General features: G+C 60.6%; 22 protein-coding genes and 2 pseudogenes. 15 read left to right on the top strand and 9 right to left on the bottom strand.

What is annotated here, in order from left to right; genetic code table 11:
- Positions 1-70: 70 nt before the first annotated feature.
- Positions 71-757 (bottom strand): TerC family protein, encoded by a 687-nt coding sequence (locus tag AC0L15_RS16355; RefSeq protein WP_023801832.1) that lies wholly within the window; start codon positions 755-757, stop codon positions 71-73.
- A 316-nt stretch (positions 758-1,073) separates the two neighbouring features.
- On the opposite strand from AC0L15_RS16355, the gene AC0L15_RS16360 reads away from it, so the two are divergent.
- The 6 genes and pseudogenes from AC0L15_RS16360 to AC0L15_RS16385 all read left to right on the top strand — a co-directional run bounded on the left by AC0L15_RS16360 (position 1,074) and on the right by AC0L15_RS16385 (position 4,642).
- A complete protein-coding gene (locus AC0L15_RS16360) occupies positions 1,074-1,868 on the top strand; it encodes a helix-turn-helix domain-containing protein (protein ID WP_287248780.1) in 795 nt (264 codons plus the stop codon).
- A gap of 52 nt (positions 1,869-1,920) precedes the next feature.
- Positions 1,921-2,333, top strand: a pseudogene (locus tag AC0L15_RS16365) (SRPBCC family protein).
- Between the two features lie 29 nt (positions 2,334-2,362).
- Complete coding sequence (locus tag AC0L15_RS16370; protein WP_473496571.1) at positions 2,363-2,761, top strand: VOC family protein; 399 nt, start codon at positions 2,363-2,365, stop codon at positions 2,759-2,761.
- A gap of 221 nt (positions 2,762-2,982) precedes the next feature.
- Entirely contained in the window at positions 2,983-3,516 is a 534-nt protein-coding gene (locus AC0L15_RS16375; RefSeq protein ID WP_287248783.1) for a hypothetical protein, read from the top strand.
- Positions 3,513-4,106, top strand: a complete 594-nt coding sequence (locus AC0L15_RS16380) for a hypothetical protein (RefSeq protein ID WP_236373228.1) — start codon at positions 3,513-3,515, stop codon at positions 4,104-4,106. The genes AC0L15_RS16375 and AC0L15_RS16380 overlap by 4 nt, the downstream gene beginning before the upstream one ends.
- Positions 4,082-4,642, top strand: coding sequence for a hypothetical protein (locus tag AC0L15_RS16385; RefSeq protein ID WP_287248784.1), 561 nt, complete (start codon positions 4,082-4,084; stop codon positions 4,640-4,642). The genes AC0L15_RS16380 and AC0L15_RS16385 overlap by 25 nt, the downstream gene beginning before the upstream one ends.
- Here AC0L15_RS16385 and AC0L15_RS16390 read toward each other — a convergent pair.
- The 5 genes from AC0L15_RS16390 to AC0L15_RS16410 all read right to left on the bottom strand — a co-directional run bounded on the left by AC0L15_RS16390 (position 4,623) and on the right by AC0L15_RS16410 (position 9,902).
- A complete protein-coding gene (locus AC0L15_RS16390; protein WP_473496572.1) occupies positions 4,623-5,774 on the bottom strand; it encodes a hypothetical protein in 1,152 nt (383 codons plus the stop codon). The two genes, AC0L15_RS16385 and AC0L15_RS16390, sit on opposite strands and share 20 nt — an antisense overlap.
- Positions 5,775-6,193: 419 nt before the next feature.
- Positions 6,194-6,403 carry a hypothetical protein gene (locus tag AC0L15_RS16395; protein WP_287248787.1) on the bottom strand — a complete coding sequence of 70 codons (210 nt, stop codon included), beginning with the start codon at positions 6,401-6,403 and terminating at the stop codon, positions 6,194-6,196.
- A 118-nt stretch (positions 6,404-6,521) separates the two neighbouring features.
- Positions 6,522-6,755, bottom strand: a complete 234-nt coding sequence (locus AC0L15_RS16400) for a hypothetical protein (protein ID WP_023801823.1) — start codon at positions 6,753-6,755, stop codon at positions 6,522-6,524.
- Positions 6,756-7,394: 639 nt separating this feature from the next.
- Entirely contained in the window at positions 7,395-7,706 is a 312-nt protein-coding gene (locus tag AC0L15_RS16405; protein WP_287248789.1) for a hypothetical protein, read from the bottom strand.
- 480 nt (positions 7,707-8,186) lie between these two features.
- The gene (locus tag AC0L15_RS16410) at positions 8,187-9,902 is read right to left on the bottom strand and encodes a hypothetical protein (RefSeq protein WP_473496582.1); all 1,716 of its coding nucleotides are present in this window, start codon (positions 9,900-9,902) and stop codon (positions 8,187-8,189) included.
- 364 nt (positions 9,903-10,266) lie between these two features.
- Here AC0L15_RS16410 and AC0L15_RS16415 point away from each other — a divergent pair, with 364 nt between their 5' ends.
- The 9 genes from AC0L15_RS16415 to AC0L15_RS16455 all read left to right on the top strand — a co-directional run bounded on the left by AC0L15_RS16415 (position 10,267) and on the right by AC0L15_RS16455 (position 20,983).
- Positions 10,267-10,578 carry a hypothetical protein gene (locus AC0L15_RS16415; RefSeq protein ID WP_287220809.1) on the top strand — a complete coding sequence of 104 codons (312 nt, stop codon included), beginning with the start codon at positions 10,267-10,269 and terminating at the stop codon, positions 10,576-10,578.
- Positions 10,579-11,076: 498 nt separating this feature from the next.
- On the top strand, positions 11,077-11,715 hold the full coding sequence (locus AC0L15_RS16420; RefSeq protein WP_473496573.1) for a porin family protein: 639 nt from the start codon (positions 11,077-11,079) through the stop codon (positions 11,713-11,715).
- A 55-nt stretch (positions 11,716-11,770) separates the two neighbouring features.
- Positions 11,771-13,057 (top strand): alpha/beta hydrolase, encoded by a 1,287-nt coding sequence (locus AC0L15_RS16425; protein WP_473496574.1) that lies wholly within the window; start codon positions 11,771-11,773, stop codon positions 13,055-13,057.
- 219 nt (positions 13,058-13,276) lie between these two features.
- Positions 13,277-14,185 (top strand): peptidylprolyl isomerase, encoded by a 909-nt coding sequence (locus tag AC0L15_RS16430; RefSeq protein WP_287248795.1) that lies wholly within the window; start codon positions 13,277-13,279, stop codon positions 14,183-14,185.
- The gene (locus tag AC0L15_RS16435; protein ID WP_473496575.1) at positions 14,182-15,225 is read left to right on the top strand and encodes a HupE/UreJ family protein; all 1,044 of its coding nucleotides are present in this window, start codon (positions 14,182-14,184) and stop codon (positions 15,223-15,225) included. Before AC0L15_RS16430 ends, AC0L15_RS16435 begins: the two co-directional genes overlap by 4 nt.
- A gap of 21 nt (positions 15,226-15,246) precedes the next feature.
- Positions 15,247-16,362, top strand: a complete 1,116-nt coding sequence (locus AC0L15_RS16440; RefSeq protein WP_287248796.1) for a hypothetical protein — start codon at positions 15,247-15,249, stop codon at positions 16,360-16,362.
- Positions 16,363-16,420: 58 nt separating this feature from the next.
- On the top strand, positions 16,421-18,373 hold the full coding sequence (locus AC0L15_RS16445) for a DUF3604 domain-containing protein (protein WP_287248825.1): 1,953 nt from the start codon (positions 16,421-16,423) through the stop codon (positions 18,371-18,373).
- 739 nt (positions 18,374-19,112) lie between these two features.
- Positions 19,113-20,669: a DUF1254 domain-containing protein gene (locus tag AC0L15_RS16450; RefSeq protein WP_287248797.1), complete on the top strand. Its 1,557-nt coding sequence runs from the start codon at positions 19,113-19,115 to the stop codon at positions 20,667-20,669.
- 35 nt (positions 20,670-20,704) lie between these two features.
- Positions 20,705-20,983, top strand: coding sequence for a HupE/UreJ family protein (locus AC0L15_RS16455; protein WP_128169556.1), 279 nt, complete (start codon positions 20,705-20,707; stop codon positions 20,981-20,983).
- A 70-nt stretch (positions 20,984-21,053) separates the two neighbouring features.
- Here the strand turns inward: AC0L15_RS16455 and AC0L15_RS16460 are convergent.
- The 3 genes and pseudogenes from AC0L15_RS16460 to AC0L15_RS16470 form a co-directional block, all read right to left on the bottom strand.
- Positions 21,054-21,767 (bottom strand): annotated as a pseudogene (locus tag AC0L15_RS16460) (mechanosensitive ion channel family protein); the annotation flags it as partial.
- Between the two features lie 442 nt (positions 21,768-22,209).
- Positions 22,210-22,737: a hypothetical protein gene (locus AC0L15_RS16465; protein ID WP_353813111.1), complete on the bottom strand. Its 528-nt coding sequence runs from the start codon at positions 22,735-22,737 to the stop codon at positions 22,210-22,212.
- 640 nt (positions 22,738-23,377) lie between these two features.
- A partial coding sequence (locus AC0L15_RS16470; RefSeq protein WP_473496576.1) for a mechanosensitive ion channel family protein occupies positions 23,378-23,797 on the bottom strand: 420 nt, incomplete at its 5' end.

The following is a 23,797-nucleotide window of genomic DNA, read 5'->3' on the forward strand; positions in this document are numbered from 1 at the left end:
ATCAGGCAAACCGAGGAGTGGCTTGGCGCCTCGGGCGGGCCTGCACGCTAAGACCGGCACTGCTCAGGTTTCAATGACCGCCCGGCCCGAACCAGGGTGCCAGGAACGCAAACTGTTCGGGCCACTGCTGCACAGCACCATCCAGAAGCATCTTCACGGCGACATAGAAAATGATCACCAGGCCGATATAGGCGATCCAGCGGTACTTATGCAGGAGGCGAGCGACAAACGAAGCGGCGAAGCCCATCAGCGCAATCGACAGCGCCAAGCCGATGATCAGGACCGTCGGATGGTCCATCGCCGCGCCGGCGACGGCAAGGACGTTGTCGAGAGACATCGAAACGTCGGCAATGACGATCTGCCAGGCTGCCTGAGCGAAGGTCTTGCGCGGTCCCTTGCCGCCAATCGTCCCGCTTTTGTCGTAATCGACATTCGACAACGCTTCCGTCGCGTCATGTTCCTGCTCGTAGCTGACACGCAACTCGCGCCACATCTTCCAGCACACCCAAAGCAGCAGCAGGCCGCCGGCTATGAGGAGAATGGGGCCGATGGTGAGGAGCCACTGGGTGATCAGAGCGAAGAAGATGCGAAGCACGGTGGCCGCCGCAATGCCGACGAGAATCGCCTTCTTGCGCTGATCCGACGGCAGGCCCGCCGCAGCAAGGCCGATGACGATGGCATTATCGCCGGCAAGCACAAGGTCGATGGCAATGACCTGGAGCAGGGCCGCGAGGCCGGCGGCGGTAAAAATTTCCATCAGCTGGAATTTCCTTGCTTGGTCGCCAATCGTTCGTGCCCGGACGCCCTAACGTGTATGGTTCCCGTGCGTCAAGGCTCCATGGCGATAAAGACGGCAAACTGCCTATCGCGGGCGACATCGCCAGCAGCCGGTGAAAGCTGCCAATCGAACGGCGCCCCGGTCGTCAAGACGCATTGCACCGCAGACGCCCGCTCACAGTGCAGGCCCCAAACGAGGGTTGGAGCACAGAGGACAGGGTTGAAGCCCGCCGCCAGCGCAATAGATTTTGGGGACCGAAGGGCACGATGCCTAAAGTTCCTCACAGGAGAGGCTCGTGACGTCCGACAACACACCCGTCCCTTCCGGGGCACCAATCCTTTCCGGGGCAATCGGGGAGTACCGCGAGTTCGATCCTGCGGCCGCACTCGACGGGCATTTCCAGTGTGCCTGGTCCAATACATTGCGCCCGGACGCGGCGAGCCTGTCGGCCGTGGTCCCCGACGGCTGCGTCGACATCACCTGGATCGACGGCGATCTGGTCGTGGCGGGCCCCGACGTGGCCGTTGCCCTCTCTACTCTGACACCTGGCTCTACGGTGATCGGCGCCCGCTTCCGACCGGGTGCGGCAAGCCGATGGCTCGGCCTGCCGATGTCGGAAATCGTCGGCGGCCGGGTGGCGCTCAGCCACTTCTGGGGAGCGCTTGCGCGCGAAATCGCCGAAAAAATTGGCGAGGCGTCCTCGACGATAGAGCGGATGCGGGCGATGCAAGCGGCACTGTGCAGGCTTGCGCCGGATGTCGAGCCGCCGCCTGCGGACATGGGATTTGCCTTCAACGCGCTGAAAACCGAATCCGCCGGTCCGGGCATGGCGGTGATCCTCGACCGGCTCGACGTCAGCCCGCGAACGCTTCGCCGCCGCTGCCAGGAGGCTTTCGGCTATGGCCCGAAGACGCTCGACCGCATCCTCCGCTTCCAGCGGTTCCTGAACCTGGCGCGGCAGTCCACCGAGCCGCGCCTGGCCGGTCTGGCGTTCGAGGCGGGCTATTCCGACCAGGCGCATCTGACGCGCGAGGTGCGGCGCCTGTCGGGCTTCTCGCCGGCGAGGGTTCTGCGGCAGCTCGGCGCCTGAGCTGGCCGTTTCGTTCAATACGCCACCGCCAACGCGGCCTAGTCTGCCTTCGTTGAAAGGAGGCAGATATGACGATCTACAATCCCGCATCATCACCGTGTCCATCGACCGGGACTGGCGCGAAGTCTATGACTTCGCCTCCATCCCTGAGAATTTCCAGCGCTGGGCGGCAGGCCTCGGCAGGCGCTTCGAAAGATCGGGCGAGGAATGGACCGCGGAGGACCCCGACGGCGGCCCATCCGCATCCGCTTCTCCCGGCCGAACGAATACGGCGTCCTCGATCACATCGTCTTTGCCGATGACAAGGAAACCCGCAATGCGGTGCGCGTGGTTCCTAACGGGACCGGCGCGGAGGTCATGTTCGTGCTGTTGAGGACGCCGGACATGACGGAGGAGATATTCGCTGCCGACGCCGAGGCCGTGCAGCGCGACCTCAACAGCCTGAAGGCAATGCTCGAGCGCTGAGCATCCAAAAACCGCGAAAGGAGAAGATCATGGCCAAATCCAGCAACGACAAGCGCATCGATTATGTCGAGTTTTCCGTCGGCGACATCGCGCGCTCGCGCGACTTCTATGGAAAGGCGTTCGGCTGGTCCTTCAAGGACTACGGGCCGAGCTATTGCGAGTTCAATGACGGCCGCCTGACCGGCAGCTTCGCTCTGGGTGGCCAGGGCAAGGCGGCAGGCGGACCGCTGGTGATCCTTTATGCCGACAAGCTCGACGAGACCCAGCGCCATGTCGAGGAGGCCGGCGGAAAGATCGTCAAGCCCGCCTATTCCTTCCCGGGCGGACGCCGCTTCCACTTCTCCGATCCGGACGGCTACGAACTGGCCGTGGTCGGATACGTGAAGAAGGTGAGGGGGCGCCGAGCCGAGCCCGGCCGACTGGTTTAGGCGGGCCGCTCCCGGCGCCAGGAGCCGAGATAACACTGACCGGGCGAGCCACCGGTTGCGCGACTGGTGTCCCTGCGCGGAACCGCTTTGGAGATGCCTGCCGCTGCTGTTGTAACAAATTGTTCTTGCATCGTATAAGGCTGGCCTGAGGACCATCTCATACCACACGGCGCATGACGGAACCGACACGAACGACAATACGGCAAAGGCTGTATGCTTTTTTGATTGCAGGCCTGGGCGGGCTGGCCGCATCGGCAATCTCGTTTTCAATGACGCTCTACGAAGCTGCCCATCCGCCAAAGGTGCCGGTTGTGCAGGCAGGCCAGCAAATCGATGCCGGTCGCTGGTTTGTGACCTTGCGAACGGCACGTGTCGGAACCGTGTCGCCGACAGGCGTTCCCCCATCGCGGCCCGTGCAGCTTGTGATGGTGGATATGGAGGTGGTGAACCGTTCCGCCACCCCCAACAACGTGCTCCATCGCGTCGTCACGCTCAGCGCGCCGGCGCAAAAGCTGCCGATGCCAACGGCTTATCTCGATCGTGACAAGTATCTGGCGGGATATTTCAATCCCAACATGCCGGAACGCCTGACCATGGCCTGGGAGTGGCCGGCCGGTGTGCCCGTGCCCGACAAGGTGACGATCACCGTCACCGGCCAGATCTACAAGCTGCGCGACAATGTCTACGGCGCAAGCGGGTGGTTCGACCGTGATCCGGTTGCGACGGTCGACCTGCCGGTGGAGAAGGCGCCATGATGCGCATGCTGCGTTCGGCGCTGGCGCTGCTGTTGGCTGCCGCCGTGCTCTACGGCATGCAGCACACGCGCCCGCTGTACAGCGACATTACATCGCCGATAGTCGCTTCGGGCGGCATGAACAAGCGTGTGGAGGCCCGCGCCTTCGCGCTTTCGCTGGACAGCGCCAGGGTGGCGCGTGTGCTCAACGTCGAGACCTTCGGCAAGTCAAAGACCTACACGAGTTCCGGCGTATGGGTTGTCGTCGAAGGCGAGGCCGAGGCGAAATTCAAAACCCTGGGTCTCACATCGGGCGAGTGGCTGAGCCGCAGCGGCATCCGTTATGTCCTGACCGACCGCTTGTGGGCGACGATCGAAATGATGCCGGGCGATGTCTACCAGCCCGGGCTGCCACGCCGGGTCCTTCTGGTCTTCGAAGTGCCGGAGGATGCCGTCGCCGGCGGCACCGTCGTGGTCGCACCCACAAAATTGCTGCCGCTCGACGACGAGATCCGCATCGCCACGAATGTTTCCGGCAAGGACATCGAGCCGGCCATCATCATACGCCGCAACGAAGAAAGGCCGCCATGGACAGTTCTCCCGCAAAGGTGACGTCAACGCGGCGAGGCTACTGGCTGAGCATGATGGCGCTGGTGGTCGCACTGCCTGCCGCGCTGGCCGTGCAGACGTGGGGAAGCATCAAGGACTGGCGCTCCCAACATCTGCGCCAGCCGCTATCTGCGAGCCTGAGACAGCCGATCGATTATGCCGGCGCCAGCTGGACCGTGACACGCTTCACCAGACTGGCAGGCAGCGCGGGCAGCGCCGTCGTGCTTGCCGAATTCGAAGCTCTCGCTGCTAACCCGAAAGCGCTCGGCTCGGTACCTTGCGAGGTGCGGCTTTCCGATGGCAGCAGTCGCGAATGGCGGCCAACCCTGTTTGCCGATCCGGTGGTCAGGAAGCAGTATCCGGAGGCCGAGCAACGGTCCCGGTGCGGCGGCATGGCATTCGCGACGACGGAGCCCGGCAAACCGGCACGGATGGCTGCCAGCTTTTCGATCCCACCTGCGGCGAGCAGCCTCACGCTGTCGATTGCCCTCTACTCGGCGTTGCCGAGTTATCTCAGCGTCAGCGAGCCGCGGTCCTGACGCCATTCGCTGCGCCAGCCATGGCGACCGCGGTCTCGAGCACGGCTGCAAGCAGCGCGACCCGGACCGGGTCGAGCAGGATTCCTCCGTCGAGTTCGCTTGGGCTGCCGATGAACAGGCTGATGGCATCGGCGAAGATCTGCCAGGTCCCGAGATCGTGCGCTCCGATCAGCCTCGTCAGGCCATACCATGTCCAGGCGCCGGCCCAGGAGATGGCCTGATAGGCGATGACGAAGGTGACAAGCGTGGCCAGGCCGGCACTGAGCGTCAGCTTGACGCAAGTCCAGACCGGCGAATAGCGGCTGCGGTAACCGCCAACGAAGTGAGACGCGAAATCCTTCAGCCACTTCTGCCAGGAGGTCGCTCGGGATGGCGCACGACCGGGAGCGGCCGGCGCGGAAAGCTCATAGCCGTTGATGATCGCCGCCATCACCAGCCAGACAATCGGCAGCAACGCGAAAAAGAATAGATTCTGAAGCTGCTCGCCGAAGGGAAGCGGCCGGAATTCCACTGGAACGAACTGCCCGGCCGCGGCCGCCTGACTTACCGGCGCAAGCAAATCGAGGCTGAGTTGTTGCAGAGCGGCGCCTGCGCCAAGCCAGCGGATGAACTGGTCCTTCCATACGCCGAGCGCGTAGAGGCCGATGAAGACCCAGGTTGCGTCCGTCGCCACGATCAGCAGCCGCCAGTAGGGGTGAGACGCCCGCGCATTCAGTCGCTTGGCGGCAAAACGCACCAGCCAGCATATGACGATCGACAGTGCCACGCCGCTCGACTGAAGAATGGCGAAGATGTCGACGCTCTTGCCGAAATCGGCCTGGGCGAGCGCCATGCGCGAATATTCGCGAACCGTATCGCCAAGAAAACCCCAGGCGGCATAATAGGCGAAGAACGGCAAGATCGCAGCGGCGGTAATCGCCAAGACCGGCTCGCGCTTTGTTTCGTCCACTCCCTTTTTGGCTTTTTGCCTCAGTGCCGCCACCGCCGGCATATGCGGCCGAAGCACCACGAACATCATGACCAGCACCGTCAGCTTGGCGAGGACCACCAGCGACAGCATGACCATTCCGCCCAGCGGGAATTGGAGGCCGATCGTCACGGCGCCCTGAAGCAGCAGACCACGAGCGATCATACCCAGGCAGCCGACAAGCAATAGCTGCGGCCAGCACTGGACAAGCAACCTCGCGGTTAAGGCAAGCGGCCGATATATGTCCCCAATTGCCGTGGTCATCGCGTCGGCTTCGTGGTCCGATCCTGGATTTTGTTTCACCAAACGGTCCGCTTTCAGACCGTTGCGATCAAATTGAAACCACCTGGGGTTGAATACGAGCGGACGTATCGCAAGTTCACCTGATCCGCCTTGCAGGTGATGGCAGCTGCGGTTCAATCACGGCATTCGGTGTCCGTCAAATCCGTTCATGGCGCGACCATGCTCGGCCAAGTTGTTTCCGGGCGATCGGGGATCCCCGTCATCTTCCAAATCAATTCATCAATTCGCCAAAACCCTTTGGAATCACGTAGAAATCGAACCTGGCTCTTAACTGCGTTGAGTTATTGCCATCGCCCATGCGCAGTCAATAGCTTGTGCTTTTCGAAGATCGCCAGTTTCTGCGGATAAGTGATCCGCACCTTGGCGTTGCACCCGTCGCACTTGAAGTGGGCGATCGTTTTCAGCGCAGAGCCCTTCCTTACCGCCGGATGCGAGCAATCCGGACAAGCGAATGTGAGGGCAACATCAGACAGGTTTTCGGCCAAACCCATTTCCATCTCCTTCGCAAGCGCTGTGGCTACACTCTGGCGAGACTCAAAAGGCAATTACGATGCCAATCCGGCTGTGCCAAAGCGGGACTGGAACGATTCGTCAGGGAAACCCGCCAAGCTAGCGCGCCTGTTCTGCGCCCTTTGAACGACGAAGCGACCTGACCTCCTCCAGCAGTTCGCGCTCACTGGTCGTAATGTTTCGGAAGATTGCGACAATCATCACCGCCAAGGCTTCGGCATCCCGGCTCAAAGGGTCGATGTGTTCATCTGCGCAAACCTGATCGTACACGCGTTCACAAATAGCCAGATCGTGAGGGCTGAGGCGGGTGCGATTGAAACGCCGGTGCGGCATTGCGAACCTTCGAGGCTCGCTGCCCGTGCAAAAGAAGCGGGCCTTTGCACAAACGCGAACCGTCGAGTGGTTGTTCCCGGCTGCAAGCTTCTGTTGCACCGACCACCGGCAGGATCCGCGTCTCGCCTCCACGCAATTACGCCAACGTGCGTCGTGGGATGGCGTATAAATCCGTCTGTGGTCGTCATTTGACGACTGTTCAAAGCGGTATCCGTTGAGCATTCTCAGCGCCAAGCGCGGGGGCGGAGATGTTTTTCAAACAGAATCCACAGAATTCAATGGATCATCTAACAGACGATCCCATTATCCGCTGCGATATCGCAGATCGGGTATTAAAGGCCGCCGAGAGCGATGGGAATCTGCCGATTGCGTGGCGCGTGTACAGATCGCCGCAAGTTGCAGAAAAAACCCGTCAAACCCGCGCGTCTCCTGGTCCAATGCATGTTGCCCAAAAGCATGCCCTCGGGGCCGGACACGAGTGTGCGCAGCCGAGCGGCCGGCGCCGCTTGGGGGCGTGGGGTAAGAACGCTTGACGGCGCCGGCCAGGCGGATTGGGGGTCCGCCGCCGTTGGATAGTACCGATTTTGGCATATCAAGTAATTCCGTTATCGCGGAATGTCACGAGCCGGTCGACAACGCTCAGTCCTTTGCATCGTCATCGTCTTGCACAGAGCCATCGTTTTCATCTGCCGGGCCTTCAAACCCGGCCAGCTGCCGGTCGGCCACTTCTTTGGCGAGGCCTACCAAGGCGTCGACCTCTTGCATCTGGTCCACATGACCGCCATTGGCGACGTGTTTGCGGATCCTCTTCAGTTGGTCGGAGGTTCGTCGCAACGTTGCGCGATTGACGGCTTCTTGGCCACGCCTGCATCTCCTGCATCCCAACCAACCATCCAGACGAGCAAGCGTTCCGGCGGGAAGGCTTTTGCGGCAAAAAAGTCGATACTCCATCGACCGGCTCGATACAGCCCTCGCAACTGCGACAGGCGGTCGTGGCATCAAAGGTGCGCCGCAATGGGTCAACATGTCTGGCACCGCAATTGCATGGGCATTGATGGGGGGCGAGTGGGGGCCCCGCCGCTTCGCAAATGGAGCGGCGGGGCTTTTTTGCGTTCTTCATTGGCAAGTGCTCAATGATGCAGCATCTCGCCAAAGATGATGCCTCTGGTGTGCTTGTTGGTTCTAATCCTGGAAGTCCGCGCCTTCCATTGAGCAAGTTCGAGTGGCCCGGCAGCTCTACTGGGGGATGTCAGCAGGCCGCCGGGCCAAGACCAGCGGGCTTAAGAGGAGGCGCTGTGCTGGCAGAGCAAAATCTGCGCTCAAGACAACGCAATAGCATCATTCGAACGAACACTTCCGTCCATCCAGATCTCGTTGTTTTTGATGCCGGCTTCGACGCAGGGCAGGTGAGGGGCGGGCGCCGCTGACCTCTTAGTCGTCTGCGACGCCAAGGCCCGCTTTCCTTAGCGAGCCGAGGAAAAACTCGACATCTTGCGAACGGGCCAACCGCGCCGAAACCACCTGGCGCATGTTGTTCACCAAATCAGGTTGATTTTGGTTCAGCCATGCGACCTCGCGATCAGCCGCGATTTTGTATCCTCCCTCGCCGAAAACGGCAGCGGCAAGCAGATGATAGATCGGATTCGACGGAAATGGCGATTTGTTGATCCACATAGCTGCCTGCGTATAATCCCCGCTGAAATACGAGCAAAGAGCCAGATCCACGTCATAGTAGCCTGACCCCGGGTTCTTCTGACGCGCCTCCGCTATCAACTGGCAACCGTCATGCCAATTTCCAGAAACCGCCAGGCGCTCTCCATATTCGCCCATAAACTCGGTGTCGTTCGGGTTGATGGTCAAAGTCTGCTTGCCCACTTTCAATGCCGCATCGATCTCCTTGTGGAAATAGAGCGCAACCATTTCCGCCTGGCGTCCCCGGATGTTGACAGGATCAAGCCCCACAGATCGCCTGGCAGCCGCCAAGGCGCGATCGAGCGCAGCGGCGGACTCTGCCGGGTCGCCTGAAAACTCGAATCGGTAGTCATCTATGTAGATCAGCGAGAGAAGACCCCAGGCGGTGGCGTAGGTCGGAAAGCGGACCACCGCCTTCTCAAGGCACGCGCGTACCGATGACCGGCTTTCTGCATCGACACCGACCCGATATGCATAGAAAGAAAGCGTACAAGAGTAGGCGGCCCAATCGTCGGGCGGATTGACGACGTGGAGATTGGCGTCTGCCTGGAAGATGACGCCATATGCCTGGGCCAGGCTCGATGACACATTGCGCGCGATGTCGGTCTGGACCTCCATAAGCTGCGCCACTTTCAGCCCGCCATCATAGCTTTCTGCCCACAGAACCGAGTTGTCCGCCCGGTTGAGCAGCCGGACCCGAAGCCGGAAGGCATTGGTCGACAGGTTCACGCTTCCGGCCAGGACAAATCGTGCCGGCGAGATCGATGGATCCTCCCCCTTTGCGGCCGACTCCACGACCACGATATCCTTGAACTTGGAAAGCTGGCTGACGACTTCCTGCCTCAATCCACTGGCGATCGCCCTGGAGGCTTCCGTTCCTGAAAGGTCGTCAAACGTCTCGACCAGCAGTCGCGGGACCTCAGGCGAAGTCGGGCGAACGTCGCTCCTCGCCAATCCCAATGCCAGAACAGCCAATGCCGCGACGATGGCCGCAAGAGCCACCGTCAGCCATGATGCCTTCATCAATCGAGCAGCCGGCGGGACTTTCTCTGCCCGATTGAGCGGCAAGGCCGGCTCAATGGTCTCGAGGGGCGATCGCACCGAGAACGTTGGAACGTACCCGCCTTTCGCGATCGTGATGAGAATAGGATCGTCCTGTCCGGCAGTCAGGTAGTAACGCTCGAGCCCGCGCCGGAGGTGGCCAGCCTCGATGCGGACGATCGGATCCGTCTGCGGGTCGAAAGACATATCGCGTCCGAACACTTCGACTGCGATCGAATAGGCCTTGATACGATCACCGCGACCCGCCAGCGTCTCCTCCACCACATGGCTGAGGAAGCGGCGCTCGCGACCGGTTGCATCGAAGTCCGCGCTGTTGAGGATCCGGGCAAGCTGGGCACGACAATCCTCTGGGGCGAGCCGATGCTCCCTCCCTACGGCTGGTTCCGCCCGGATCACGTTGGTTCCCTCACCTGACGTTCTGGGGGTGACCACTCCCAGTTATATTTCATTTTTCGCCGGTTACCCTCGCTGCGCAATTTATATCCGCGAGCCTGTTCTTGCAATACTCCCAGTAGTCTGAACGGATAACGCTGGGACGACGGCGACGGTTCGCGCAATGCGCCGGCGGATGACAACGGATCAAAGAGTTAGGCGGCCTCGCCGGCAGCGCAGTTTGAACTTGCGATTTTACAGGCTTGGTGCCGACCAAGCTCGCTATGGATGTTGAGAAATTACCCTGTCGCCCACGTAACTTACATTCCGCAGCCGCCTCCATGCGATAGGTTACGGTGGTCCAGGGAAAACACGAATCTGCGCCATGAGGATGGACGACGAACCGGCTGATAAAAAAAGAGCGGTCTCGGCGGCGGTGCGTCGGTTCCCGCAATTTGAATTGGCGATCCATCGGCTGATGGGCCGAAGTGAGGGTTTTCAGGATATTTGCGAGGAACTTGCTGAGGCGGAACTCGCACTCTTGAGGATCGACAAGGTCCCGCCGGCATTGCGCGAGTCCAGACGAGCCGAATGGCAGGAACTGGTGGATCGGTTGGTTGGGGAGGTCGGAGCGGTGCTGCACGCGGATGCCGCCCGGAAACCGCATTTCACGCCTTGGCCGCCACGCCAGAACTAAGTTGAGGCCGGCTTGGAATCTCTGTCTGGCGATCGACCTCTACGAACTACAGCAGCCGTGTTTCCGGCCCTGTTTGTCGTCACGGTAAGCCCCGATAGCGGACCCGACGGCTTCGGATTCCGCGCGGGAAATACCCTGCTGTTCCCGAAGTATGCCCGGCACTGTCCGTCCGTGACGTGCACGAACAAATGAACCGTCGACATGAAAACGATCGGAATCCGATATCCATTAGCAGAGCAGCGCGAATACAGATATGTTGTCACTGCTGGCGCGATCGCATCGGACATGAAGTAAAAGAAAGACGGAATTAGAGGGGACTTCGATATGGGAACCATCCGAGCTCTCGTGTTGGTTTCGGCTGGAACAGCGGCAGCGCTGTTTGCGGTGCCGGCGATCGCTGCTGACGCTGCGACGCAGCTTCCTGAGGCCGCACCCGTGCCTGCTGAAGCCGCGCCAGCCTGGACCTTCACCGCAGAGCCCTATTTCTGGATGGCAGGCATGAAGGGCAGGGTCGGCGTCAGGGGCCTGTCGCCGGTCGATATCGACGTCGATTTCGGCCAGATCTTTGACCACATCGATTGGTCTCCCCCGCCGGTCATGCTTGCCGGTGAGGCGCGCAATGGCCGCTACGCTCTGTTCACCGACTTCATCTACCTGGGCCTCGAGGCCGACGGCACGTCGCCCGGCCCGTTGGCTCTTTTTTCGGCCGAAGCGAACATGAACACGGTGGTGTGGACCTTCGGCGGCTCCTATCGGGTCTTCGACAATGGCACCGCGACCTTGGACGTTCTGGCCGGCGGACGGCTTTGGCACCTCGATGCGGATCTGACCGTTACTGGCCCTCTCGCCGTAAGAGAGGCCAGCGGCAGCCAGACCTGGGTCGACCCCATTATTGGCGTGGCCGGCGACGTTGCTCTCGGCAACGGATTCGGACTCCATGGCGAGGCCGATATCGGTGGCTTCGGCCTTGGCGCCGACCTCGATTGGCAAGTGCAGGGCACGATTCAATACCGGTACAGTGATTCGGTCACGCTGGAAGCGGGCTATCGCTACCTTGCCGTGGACTACGACCACGACGGATTTATGTTTGACATAGCAATGCAGGGACCAATCATCGGCGCCAGATTTCGGTTCTGATTGGATCTGAGCCTGGGATGACTTCGAACGGGAGAAGAGTTTGGGAAACTGTTTCGTGAGTCTGTCCAAAGTCAGGCGGATCAGTAACGTTTTGTTGGCGTCGGCGTTGGTTGGCCTGCTGTGGGGGTGCGCCTCCCGTCCGACGAATGTGCTGCTGCCCGTGGCCGATACCTCTCCTTCTTCAAGCAAGGTGGAGATGCTGGTCACAACGACACGCAGTCGTTCCTCCAATCCGGCACAAATGTATACGGGCGAGCGCGGACTGGCCCCCTCGTTCGCGGAAATTACGGTGTCGATCCCCCCGGCGTCGGTCCGCAAGGTTGGAGAGGTCGCATGGCCCAAGAAGCTGCCATCAAACCCCGCGACTGATTTCGCAGTGGTGAAGGCCGAAGAGATAACACGGGATGGCGCGAAGGAGTGGCTCCGCGCCTCTGTCAGGAAGAGTCCAGACCACAGCGTATTGGTCTTCATCCACGGCTTCAACAACCGCTTCGAAGACTCCCTCTATCGATTTGCGCAGATCGCCCACGATACGGGCACCGACAGCGCTCCGATCCTGGTCACATGGCCGTCCCGAGGCAGTGCGCTGGCCTATGGCTACGATCGTGAAAGCACCAACTACACGCGAAATGCGCTTGAACTGCTGTTCCAATATCTTGCACGCGATCCCCAGATAAAGGAAGTTTCGATCCTCGCCCATTCGATGGGCAACTGGCTTGCGTTGGAAGGCTTGCGCCAGATGGCCATCCGCAATGGCGGCCTTCCGGCGAAGTTCAAGAACGTCATGCTGGCCGCGCCAGACGTCGACGTCGATGTTTTTCGCACTCAGATTGCCGACATGGGCAAACAGCACCCGCAGTTCACCCTCTTTGTCTCGCAGGACGATCGCGCGCTCAAAGTTTCGCGACGGGTCTGGGGCGATATCCCCCGGCTCGGATCGATTGATCCGGAACAAGCTCCATACAAGGAAGATCTCGCCAGCAACAACATAACCGTCATCGATCTGACGAAAGTCAAATCCGGCGATCCTTTGCATCACGGCAAGTTCGCCTCGTCACCGCAGGTCGTGCAACTGATTGGGGCGCGTATGGCCGGCGGCCAGACGTTGACCGACAACAGGATAGGCCTGGGCGATACCATCATTCACGCAACGACCGGTGTGGCGGCAGCGGCGGGCAGCGCAGCAGGGTTGGTGATTGCGGCACCTGTTGCAGCGGTCGATCAAAACAGCAGGGAAAATTTGGGCAATCACATCGGCGCCTTGACGGGTTCCCAGGCCAACCAGAAATCGAGTGCTGGCAAAGAATGCGTTGGCTCCGCCACAAAAGGTTGCAAGAAGTAGGCCCTCGGTTGGCCTGCGCGGAGTAATTTCGAGGTTGGCGCACGACTCCTCACACGCTCGGCTGCGGCTTTGTTGTTGCCCTGTTACGTGCTTGCCCACGTAAATTACATTCCGCCCCGGATTTTTGGGCCTACCATCCATGCAGAGCGAAAGAAGTAGTCGTCGAGGTATCACACTCGAATGGCTCTGATGCGAGTTGCTGTCGTCCTGGACCGAACCATGGATGCGACGGCAGGGGGCGCAGGAAAGCGTATGATATTGCTCAGGGAGCCTCTGCTGCATTTTGCTGTCATCGGTGCGATCCTGTTTGGCGGCTATTCCTGGCTGAACGACAGGCAAACCGAAGCGACAGCCGCCGAGCCGATCCGGATCGGTGAAGGCGACGTGCGCTGGCTCAAGCAGACTTGGTCGAGCCAATGGCTGCGTGAGCCAACCGCCGATGAGCTCAAGGGTCTCGTCGACGATCTGCTGAATGAGAAAGTGATGGCGCGCGAAGCGCAGGAGATGGGCCTTGAGCAGGACGACACCATCATCCGCCGCCGCCTGGCGCAAAAGCTGAAATTCCTTGTTGAGGACACCGCCCAGCTTGCCGAGCCGACCGAAGCGGAACTGCGGCAGTTCCATGCGGCCAACCCTGCACCCTTCGAGACGCCCGGAAAACTCTCGTTCCGGCAGGTCTACTTCAACCCGGAGCATCGCAAGGATGCCGCGGCGGACGCGACCGCCGCGCTGGGTGCGCTGTCAGCGAATACAGAGGACGGTTCGACCGCGGGCGACCGGCTGCTGTTCGGCGACAGCTTCGCCGATACCGACGAGTTGGCACTGTCCGGAATGTTCGGTGCCGATTTTGCGCGCGCGGTGTTTGCACTCGAAGCCGGCGGATGGCAGGGGCCGATGAAATCCGGCTATGGCTTTCATCTGGTGCTCGTCACGCAGCGTACAGCGACCACCCTGAAGCCCTTCGAGACGGTCAGGGATGCGGTCCTTTCTGAGTGGCGCTCTGCGAAGCAGACCGAGGTCAGCCGCGATTATCTGATCGCGCTGCGCAACAAGTATGGCGTCGAGCTGGACGACACCACGAAAGCGGTATTGGGGCCCGAGCCCGCACCGAAAGTGGCCACGCAATGAACCCGCTGACTAAATGGTCTGCACTCGTCCGAGGTGCCCGCGCCGCGACGGGGTGCGTTCGGCTGGTCGTGCTGACAGCGGCCATCGCCATGCTGTTCTCGCAGGTTGCCTCGGCGCACGAGGTGCGCCCAGCCTACCTCAGCGTTCAGGAAGAGGCGCCGAACGAGTTCAGCGTGCTGTTCAAGACACCGATGCAGGGTGACGCGCGTCTGGCGCTGTCGGCAGCATTCTCGGGCAAGGTCGAGAACCTCACGCCGGTCGTCTCGCGCCCGACCGGCGACGCAATGGTGCAGACGTGGCAGATGCGCGCGGTCGAGCCGTTGGAAGGCCAGGTGGTATCGATTGACGGCCTGCAAAACACGATGACCGATGCGCTCGTGCGCGTTGAGTTCGCCAGCGGCGACGTGTGGATCGAGCGGCTGACGCCCGGCGCCCCGGAAGCGACGGTTCCTGCAATTCCAAGCCGCTGGTTTACGGCCGCCACTTATTTCAAACTTGGCGTCGAGCACATTCTGTCAGGCTTCGATCATCTGCTTTTCGTGCTTGCCCTGCTCATCATCACCGAGGGCTTGTGGCGGCTCGTCAAGACGGTCACCGCCTTTACCGTTGCGCACAGCATCACGCTGGCGCTGGCGACGCTCGGCTTTGTTAGCGTACCCTCGCCGCCGGTCGAGGCGGTGATTGCGTTGTCGATCGCGTTCGTCGCAGTCGAGATCGTCCACGTACGGCAGGGGCGCAGAAGTTTAGCCGCTCGAGCACCCTGGCTGGTAGCATTTGCTTTCGGGCTTCTCCATGGCTTCGGTTTTGCCGGCGCCCTTAGCGAGATTGGACTGCCGGCGGGACAGATTCCCGTTGCGCTACTGTTCTTCAACCTCGGAGTGGAAGTCGGACAGCTTCTTTTTGTCGGAGCCGTACTTGCGCTTGTCACACTGATCCAGGTCCGCAGGCGATCGCTGCCGGCCTGGCTGGATCTCGTGCCGCCATACGCTATCGGCACGATTGCAATGTTCTGGGTGATCGAACGTGTGGCGACCTTTTGAGATTGTCGGGAAGGGCGGCATATGAACACCTCGCGCAGGGATCGGCGAACCGGGCTGACAAGCGCAGCACTGGCATCGCTGATGTGCATGATTGCCGCGGCGTTCCTACTGACCGCGACGCCGGCGCATGCCTGTGTGCTCTGTATGCCCTATCCCAAGGTGACGAATACCGACCAGGTCGTCGGGAGCGGCACGGCGGTCTTCGCGCGCGAGAATCCGGCAAGACCTTTCTCCTACGCAGTGCTGGAAACATTCAAGGGACGCTACGACGGCAGCACCATCCCTCTGTTCCTCGATTCGACGACGGCCCGCGCCCTCCAGCTGTATCCGGCTCTCCAGGTTATTCTTGTCCAGAACGGCCCCGGCGGGGCCTGGAGGGCGCTTGGCATGGCGGGGCGCGAGTATCAAAGTGTAATGCGCCAGGTGGCGCAATGGGACAAGAGCTCGAAGACGCTGGCCGAACGCGCGGTGTTCTTCGCCACTTACCTCCGGCACGAAGATCGCAGGCTCGCCGAACTGGCCTTCCTCGAGGTCGCGCGCGCGCCCTACGCAACGCTGCGCGATCTCAAAACAAGAGTTGCGCGTGACGACATCTATCGAATCGTCAACGACTTGTTTCATGTCGAATGGCATGGGCTCTACATCCTCATGCTCGGCATGTCGGACCGCCCGGAAGACATCGCCTTCGTTCGCGGAAAACTGAGGACCGCGGCGGAGTATGGGCTGACGATCAACCTCGGTGCCTACGCCACTGCACTCATCGAGATGACGGGCGCGGACGGGGTGACCCAGCTCGCGGAAGAATACTTCGTCGAGCCGGGCCGAAGTCATGCAGAGCTGCTCGAAATCGTCAAAGCACTGTCGGTACAGGGGACGGGCGGGGCAGTCGAACTGCGGTCAGCGATCATCGAAGCTTACGGTCGCCTGCTCGCGCATCACCCCGAGCTTGCCGGGAATGTCGCAAATGACCTGTCCGATTGGAAAGTGGTTCGTTTCGTGCCCAGGCTCCGTGAAATTCTGAATGCGGGCGTTGGCCTGGACGACGCATCGCATTTCGCGATCGCTATGTACCTTTCAAGCGCTGATGAAGGCGGGAGTTCCAAGGCCGTGTTCACGCGGTCCAGTGGTCCCCGATGAGCAGTTTTCCAGGGAATGATTGGCTTGGCATGCACCAAACAGTTGGAGGAGGACTATGATGAGACCGCTCGGACTTTTGCAGTTTGTTTCAGTCGCCGCTCTTGTAGCTGCAAGCCTGACAGGCGCGCTGCCCGCTGCAGCGCAGGATACCCTGCTGGATTCCGGTTCCTTGGACAAGGGAACCGCCGACCAGCTCTATCCGGCCAAACGGGCCTATTCTCCCTGGGCTGGCCGAAACTTCCCGACGAGGCCGCTGTTCGGCGACACCCACACCCACACATCTTTCTCCTTCGATGCCGGCGCCTTCGGTGCGCGCCTCGGACCGCGCGATGCCTATCGCTTCGGCAAAGGTGAGGAGATCATGGCCTCCTCGGGACAACTCACCAAGCTGTCTCGACCGCTCGATTTCCTGGTCGTCACCGACCATTCCGACAATATGGGCTTCTTCAACGACCTGTTGGCCGGCAAGCCTGATATCGTGGCGGACCCCAAGGGACGACGGTGGTACGACATGATCCAGTCCGGCCAGGGCGCCGCTGCCGCGATCGAGCTCATCACTGCCTTCGGGGCAGGGCAACTCACCGGGCCGCTACTTTATTCGCCCGACTCCGCCCCTTATCGCTCGGCATGGCAGGAGACCATTGACGCGGCGGAGGAGGCGAACGATCCAGGCCGCTTCACTGCTGTGATCGGCTACGAATGGACCTCCAACACGAGCGGCAACAACCTGCATCGCAACGTCATTTTCCGCGACAATGGCGATCTCGCCCGCCAGATCGTACCTTTCACCGTGCTCGCACCGGGCAGCGACAATCCCCGCGACCTGTGGAAGTGGATGGCGGCCTATGAGGAGAAAACCGGCGGCGACGTGCTCGCCATCGCCCATAACGGCAACCTTTCCAATGGCCGCATGTTCCCGATCATCGAGCCGGGCGTCGACAAGCCAATAGACCGCGAATATGCGGAGACGCGCGCCAAATGGGAGCGTCTTTACGAGGCGACACAGATCAAGGGCGACGGCGAAACGCACCCCTTCCTGTCACCAAATGACGAATTCGCCAGCTTCGAGCGCTGGGACAAGGGCAATCTCGACCTGACCGTCGTAAAGACGCCCGATATGCTGGAGTTCGAGTATGCGCGCTCGGCGCTGAAGAATGGGCTCAAGCTGGAGCAGGAACTCGGGGTGAACCCCTACAAGTTCGGCATGGTCGGCTCGACCGACGCGCATACCGGCCTTGCCGCTGTCGAGGAGGACAATTTCTTCGGCAAGACATCCAGCAGCGAGCCGGGGCCGGCCCGCGCCACACACCCGTTCGTCAAGACCGAGAAGGCGACCATTATGGGCTGGGAGCAGACTGCTTCCGGCTACGCGGCGGTCTGGGCGACCGAGAACACCCGCGAGGCGATCTTCGACGCGATGGCACGCCGGGAGACTTATGCCACGACCGGATCGCGGATGCTGGTGCGGCTCTTCGGCGGCTTCGATTTCGTTGCAGCCGACGCCAATACTCGCAGCCCCGCCTTCATCGGCTATACCAAGGGCGTGCCGATGGGCGGCGATCTCACTGCCGCGCCCAAAGGCAAGGCGCCGACCTTCCTGGTCGCAGCGCTGAAGGATCCGATCGGCGCCAACCTCGATCGCTACCAGATCGTCAAGGGATGGCTCGATGCCGCCGGAAGGGTGCAGGAAAAGGTCTATGACGTTGCGTGGTCGGGCGACCGCAACCCGGGCGCCGACGGCAAGGTGCCCGCTGTCGGTAGCACAGTCGATGTCGCCGACGCCATCTGGACCAACACGATAGGTGCGCCGGAACTGGTCGCCGTCTGGGTTGATCCCGAGTTCGATCCGGCCCAGCGGGCGTTCTATTACGGCCGCGTGCTGGAAATCCCGACGCCGCGTTGGACGGCCTACGACGCCAAATATTTCGGCGTAAAAATTCCGCAGGAAGCGACGATGGAGATGCAGGAGCGCGCCTACACCTCGCCGATCTGGTATACGCCGGCCGACTAAAGGAGACGCCGGTTTTTGCTTGGCTGGTGTGGGGCAGGCGGATCGTGCGCCGCCTGCCAAGACAGGAAGGCTCAAACATGCGACAAGCTCCTTCCTCAAAACGACCCGCCTGATTGTTGTGTTGCCGGTCTGGCTCGTTGTTCTGGCGCGTTCGCGCTGAGTCGGATCAAGTCCGCGATCAAGCCGCTGATGACCGACCGCGACGACGAGGCGGAGGCAGCCGGAAAGCGTGAATCGGACTTCGTCGATGGTGATTTAAGCCAGCAAGGCCCAGTCAGCCGCATAGTTAGGAAATCGCCCGACCACCCAAGGCAAACGCATGCTCCAGCGCTGGCCTTGGGAACGAGCGCCACCGATATGCCGTCCACGATCCGGTGGACTTGGGCACGACAGTCTTTCCGCGCAGGGGTTTGAGCTTCCTTACTGCGGAGGCACCCGACCCGGATCACCGTACCCTCGCGTGTTGAGGTTTTCGACCGCCCGCGCCTCGTTTCTTCGTCAATTACGGGTTGGTCCACGTAATTTACATACTGCGGCTGGCACGGCACGAATGCCGAGCCTAGGTGCTTTGAATAACGTGGCGCAATGCCAGCGAGTATCGGCCAAAAGGCAAGAAAAGCATTTTCAGCGCAGCGAGTCGGTTCCCGATCCGTCGGTTGATGGACCGGACGCTTCTGTTCCCGAAAAAATGAGAAGACCGGCCGCCCCGCGGCCTGAACCGCTGTGAAGGATGAAAGCCATGAAACCCTACCTGAAATTGGCCGGCTCTACTGCGACCGCTGCACGCACGACGAGACTGCTTTGCGCCACCGCCGCGGCGGTACTGATGGGCATGAGCACCGCTTCCGCCGAAGCGCCGAAGATGAAGATGACCACGCCGATACCGGATTCTATCGTCACGCCGGAGAGTGTGGACACCAGGATTGGCAAACTGAAATTTTTCGATGGCTTCCCGGATGACGCCACTTCGGAGAAGATCTACGACAATCTCGATTTCATGCGCGGCGTCGATGCTTTTCTCAACGCCATGCCCGGTGCATCCGTCGAAGCTATGCGGGTTGGATTTGCCAGCCAGGGAGCCGACAACAACCAGACCATCCTGGTGTTCGAAAACCTGGCGGACTCGCATTCGCTGTTCCTGACGGCCAACACCGAAAGCATCTACAATCTCATGTGGCTGGACACCAAGGCTGGCCCGCTGGTCATCGAGACACCGCCCAATATCCTGGGCATGATCGACAATCACTGGTTCCAATATGTCGGCGACGTCGGCAATGCCGGACCTGACAAGGGCAAGGGCGGAAAATACCTGCTTTTGCCGCCGGGTTACCAAGGCGAGATACCCGAAGGCTATTTCGTGTTTAAGACGTCGACCTACGGAAACCTGTTCTTCTGGCGCGGCTTCCTCGAGAACGGCAGCACCGCCACTGCTGTCGAAAACACCAGGAAATTCGCCAAGATTTATCCTCTTTCGGAAGCTGACAACCCGCCGCCGATGAAGATCATCAATTCTTCCGGCAAGGAGTTCAACACCATCCATGCCAATGATTTCCATTTCTACGAGGAAGTGAACGACATCGTCCAGTACGAGCCGGAGGAATCCTATCACCCGGAAGTGTTGGGACAACTCGCCGCCATCGGCATTGTAAAAGGCAAACCCTTCGCGCCGGACGAGCGGATGAAAAAGATCCTCACCGAAGCCGTTGCCGTCGGCAACGCGACTGCGCGCACCATCACCTTCAAGACCCGCATGAAGGATGCCTACTACTATCCGGACAGTGCCTGGTTCACCGGTTTTGTCGGCGGCAGCTACGAGTTTCTTCTGCAGCCCGGCGTGCGCTATCTGGATGCGCGTGTCCTGTTCCACTACTATGCGACGGGCATCACCCCGGCCATGGCGATAAAGCGCGTCGGCATCGGTTCGCAATACGCCGCTGCCACAACCGACAAGGACGGCAAGCCGTTCGATGGCGGCAAGACCTATAAGGTGCATCTGCCGCCAAACATTCCGGCAAAGAATTTCTGGTCGTTCGTCTTGTATGACAACCAGACCCGTTCGATGCTGCAGACGGACCAGCAATTCCCCAGCATCGGCAGCGACAAGAAAGACATCGTGATCAACGCGGACTCCTCGGTCGATGTCTGGTTCGGCCCGACAGCGCCGGAAGGCCATGAGACCAACTGGGTCCAGACGGTTCCCGGCAAGGGCTGGAACGTTCTTCTTCGCCTCTACGCGCCGCTGGAGCCATGGTTCGACAAGACTTGGCAGCCGGGCGAGATCGAACTCCTCCCCTGACAAGTGGGTACGGTTGGCCATGGGGCGCGGATCCCATGGTCCCGCTGGCGCTCTTCTCATTCAACGTCGGCGTCGAACTTGGCCAGCTGATGTTTATTGCCGTCGTGCTGGTCGCCATCCATCTAGTCCAGCGCGTTTATGAATTGCCGCGGCAGGCGGTTGTCGCCTCAGCCTATGTCATCGGGACGACCGCAGCGTTCTGGAGCATTGAGCGCCTTGATTCAATGTTCATGGAGCGGGCGTGGGGCGACCCCAAGGGTACAATGAAATCCGAGCAGCGATCCGACCCACACGAAGGCTCTGACCCGTGGTGAATGCTCGCATCGATGCCTTTCTCAGAGAGGTCAGGCCGAGTTCGGATGACGTGGACAGGACCGCGCAGCTCTATGGCGTGTCCCTCACCGCCTCCAAGGGGGCCTTGCTCTTTTTCAGGGTTTGGGTTGCCTGATGAGCAGCGGCCGCAGTTTTCCCCGCCACTCTCGACGTGAACGGTGGGAACCGCCATCTTGATACCGTTTTCCGCGAATGCCGCCTTGATCATCATGTATGCGCGCCGCTTGATGCCGAATTGGGTCCCGGGCTTCGTCGTCAACTTTATCCTCAGAACGATCGCGTATTCCCCAAAACTGTCGATGCCCTGCATCTTGAGCGGCTCAATCGTGTCGGCCGCAAATTCCGGGTCTGCCGCCAGCTCCTGGCCGATCTTCTTGATGAGCTTGCGGCCAGGTCCACGTCGGAATCGTAGGTAACGTTGATCATCATCTTGTCGAGCACCCAATCCCTGCTCATGTTCTGGACCGCCCCGAGCTCACCGAATGGGACGGTGTAGACGGGGCCGCGATGATGCCGCAGACGCACCGAACGCAGGCTGAAGGATTCGACCGTGCCTTTATAGCTGCCGCTCTGGATGTATTCACCGACTCGGAAGGCGTCGTCCATCATGTAGAACACGCCGCTCAGCACGTCCTTGACCAGGGTCTGCGAGCCGAAGCCGATGGCAATGCCGAAGATGCCGGCGCCGGCAATCAGCGGGAGTATCTTCACGCCGAGCCCGGCGAGGATCGTTAGCACGGTGACCGCGGCTATGAACAAGGCAAGGGGACGCTCGTCAATGTCCCCGGGGCGGCGCATCTCCTACCCTTGGAGCAGCCGGAGGAAGCCGCGTCTCGAATAGTCGGTTTCCTCCGAAAACTTGACGGCTAGTGCCATCTACCCTTATGCCGTCGTCCAGTTGCCGGGTGCGTGGCGAGGGTCGCCTGCGCGCTGGCGCTACGGCAGCTTTTGGCGCTTCCTGCCGGTTCTGATCGACGAGGCCGACGACGGCCTTCCACCCTGCGACGCTCAAGACGGCGTTGGAATTGCACCTTTCTTCTGCCCGCAGATCGGCGGACCATGGTGCTCCGCGCCACCCAAGAAACACACCCGCGCCCGGTGCCCAATTAGGCATCGGGTGGAACAGAATTGCCAATTCAATTCTGTGTTTTAAACGCCAACCTCGCGTTCCGGACCCATGAAGGCAAATGAGTGGTCACAGCGGGGGTCACTGCGTGAGGCACTTGCGGCCCATTGCCATTGCCTTGTAAGTCCCCTTCAGATCGACGACAAAGGCCCCCTTGGTTTCCGGAAACACGGTCATTTTATATCTCTTCGCCACGGCGCGCTTGAATTTCGGATCGTTTGTCAAGATGTAGCCGCCAGAATATCCGCCCTTGAGTTCGCCGCTCGTGCTAGTGGCGACACCCTTAAAGAGTTGGCCGTCGATAGAGACGAAGATATCTGACGTCTTCCCGTTCTGAAGGCCGATGTCCTCCTTGGTGAACACGCCAAGATACCCGACCTCCTGATTTGCGGTAACGCCCATTTGCACCGCACTTGGCCCATCTTGGCGCACGATCAAGCAATCTCCGCGGGTTTGATTGGCATAGACCGTCCAGCCCTCGATGTCGTCCCCGTATCGGACAAGCACATCGCTGGCCTTGGGAAGGGGGTTTTGATCTTGTGCGTAGGCTGCCATCGCAGACGAAAGTGCTACTGACGTTGCCGCGATGAGTGTCATGAATTTTCGCATTGATATTCCCCTTGTATGCAGGATTGTTTCTGGCTATGGGCGCCCAATTTCGATTGCTCAGAGGCTGCTGTCCTCTTGCGGGACGAGGCGATATTACGCGCTGTGAGTGACCCTGGCCGATCGGCTCACGTCAGGCAACGTAAATAACTGTAACCTACGGGCTAATGCTGGCCAGCGCACTGCGGACCGTTCAGTCCTCGACGCCATCGACGACGGCATGATGTCCGGTTTGACCCATTGCGGCCGTCCTGAGAGATAGCCGACATCCGGCGAACGACCATCACGCGATAGCCATTGCCCTTTGGTCGGATGTCGGTGGCACGGCCCGAATTCCGTTTTCTCGGAATGCGTTGTGAACCGCCTTCGGTGCCGCCCGGCGGATTGCGGATTGCTTGCCCGGTTTCGCCGTAAACTTTGCCCAAATGACCAGGGCGCCGTCCTCGAGATCGGCATACCTTTGCTCTTGAAGGGCTCCAATAGGTCGGGGGCAAGCTCCGGGTCCGCCGCAATTTCCTCACCGATCTCATGGAACAGCTTGAGTACCAATTCGACGTCGGTCGAGCCACGTACACGGTCAACATCGATCCTTTCTAAGAGGGGTCAGGCCGAGTTCGGATGACGTGGACAGGAACGCGCAGCTTTATGGCGTGTCCCTCACCGCCTCCAAGGGGGCCTTGCTCTTTTTCAGGGTTTGGTTTGCCTGATGAGCAGCGGCCGCAGTCTCCCCGCCACCCTCGACGTGAACGGTGGGAACCGCGATCTTGATACCGTTTTCCGCGAATGCCGCCTTGATCATCATGAGTGCGCGCCGCTTGATGCCGAACTGGGTCCCGGGCTTCGTCATCAACTTCATCCTCAGAACGATCGCATAGTCCCCGAAACTGTCGATGCCCTGCATCTTGAGCGGTTCGAGCGTGTCGGCCGCAAATTCCGGGTCTGCTGCCAGTTCCTGGCCGATCTTCTTGATGAGCTTGCGCGCCAGATCCACGTCGGAATCGTAGGTAACGTTGATCATCATCTTGTCGAGCACCCAATCCCTGCTCATGTTCTGGACCGCCCC

Source organism: Mesorhizobium sp. WSM4846, from assembly GCF_055811415.1.

Excerpts from the sequence above, each read along its gene's own strand:
- AC0L15_RS16430 (WP_287248795.1), top strand. The coding sequence starts at position 13,277 with ATGGATGCGACGGCAGGGGGCGCAGGAAAGCGTATGATATTGCTCAGG.
- AC0L15_RS16455 (WP_128169556.1), top strand. The coding sequence starts at position 20,705 with ATGGTCCCGCTGGCGCTCTTCTCATTCAACGTCGGCGTCGAACTTGGC.
- AC0L15_RS16440 (WP_287248796.1), top strand. The coding sequence starts at position 15,247 with ATGAACACCTCGCGCAGGGATCGGCGAACCGGGCTGACAAGCGCAGCA.
- AC0L15_RS16465 (WP_353813111.1), bottom strand. The coding sequence starts at position 22,737 with ATGCGAAAATTCATGACACTCATCGCGGCAACGTCAGTAGCACTTTCG.
- AC0L15_RS16450 (WP_287248797.1), top strand. The coding sequence starts at position 19,113 with ATGAAACCCTACCTGAAATTGGCCGGCTCTACTGCGACCGCTGCACGC.
- AC0L15_RS16355 (WP_023801832.1), bottom strand. The coding sequence starts at position 757 with ATGGAAATTTTTACCGCCGCCGGCCTCGCGGCCCTGCTCCAGGTCATT.
- AC0L15_RS16400 (WP_023801823.1), bottom strand. The coding sequence starts at position 6,755 with ATGCCGCACCGGCGTTTCAATCGCACCCGCCTCAGCCCTCACGATCTG.
- AC0L15_RS16405 (WP_287248789.1), bottom strand. The coding sequence starts at position 7,706 with ATGGAGTATCGACTTTTTTGCCGCAAAAGCCTTCCCGCCGGAACGCTT.
- AC0L15_RS16445 (WP_287248825.1), top strand. The coding sequence starts at position 16,421 with ATGAGACCGCTCGGACTTTTGCAGTTTGTTTCAGTCGCCGCTCTTGTA.
- AC0L15_RS16380 (WP_236373228.1), top strand. The coding sequence starts at position 3,513 with ATGATGCGCATGCTGCGTTCGGCGCTGGCGCTGCTGTTGGCTGCCGCC.
- AC0L15_RS16390 (WP_473496572.1), bottom strand. The coding sequence starts at position 5,774 with ATGATCGCTCGTGGTCTGCTGCTTCAGGGCGCCGTGACGATCGGCCTC.
- AC0L15_RS16420 (WP_473496573.1), top strand. The coding sequence starts at position 11,077 with ATGAAGGGCAGGGTCGGCGTCAGGGGCCTGTCGCCGGTCGATATCGAC.
- AC0L15_RS16395 (WP_287248787.1), bottom strand. The coding sequence starts at position 6,403 with ATGGGTTTGGCCGAAAACCTGTCTGATGTTGCCCTCACATTCGCTTGT.
- AC0L15_RS16370 (WP_473496571.1), top strand. The coding sequence starts at position 2,363 with ATGGCCAAATCCAGCAACGACAAGCGCATCGATTATGTCGAGTTTTCC.
- AC0L15_RS16415 (WP_287220809.1), top strand. The coding sequence starts at position 10,267 with ATGAGGATGGACGACGAACCGGCTGATAAAAAAAGAGCGGTCTCGGCG.
- AC0L15_RS16385 (WP_287248784.1), top strand. The coding sequence starts at position 4,082 with ATGGACAGTTCTCCCGCAAAGGTGACGTCAACGCGGCGAGGCTACTGG.
- AC0L15_RS16435 (WP_473496575.1), top strand. The coding sequence starts at position 14,182 with ATGAACCCGCTGACTAAATGGTCTGCACTCGTCCGAGGTGCCCGCGCC.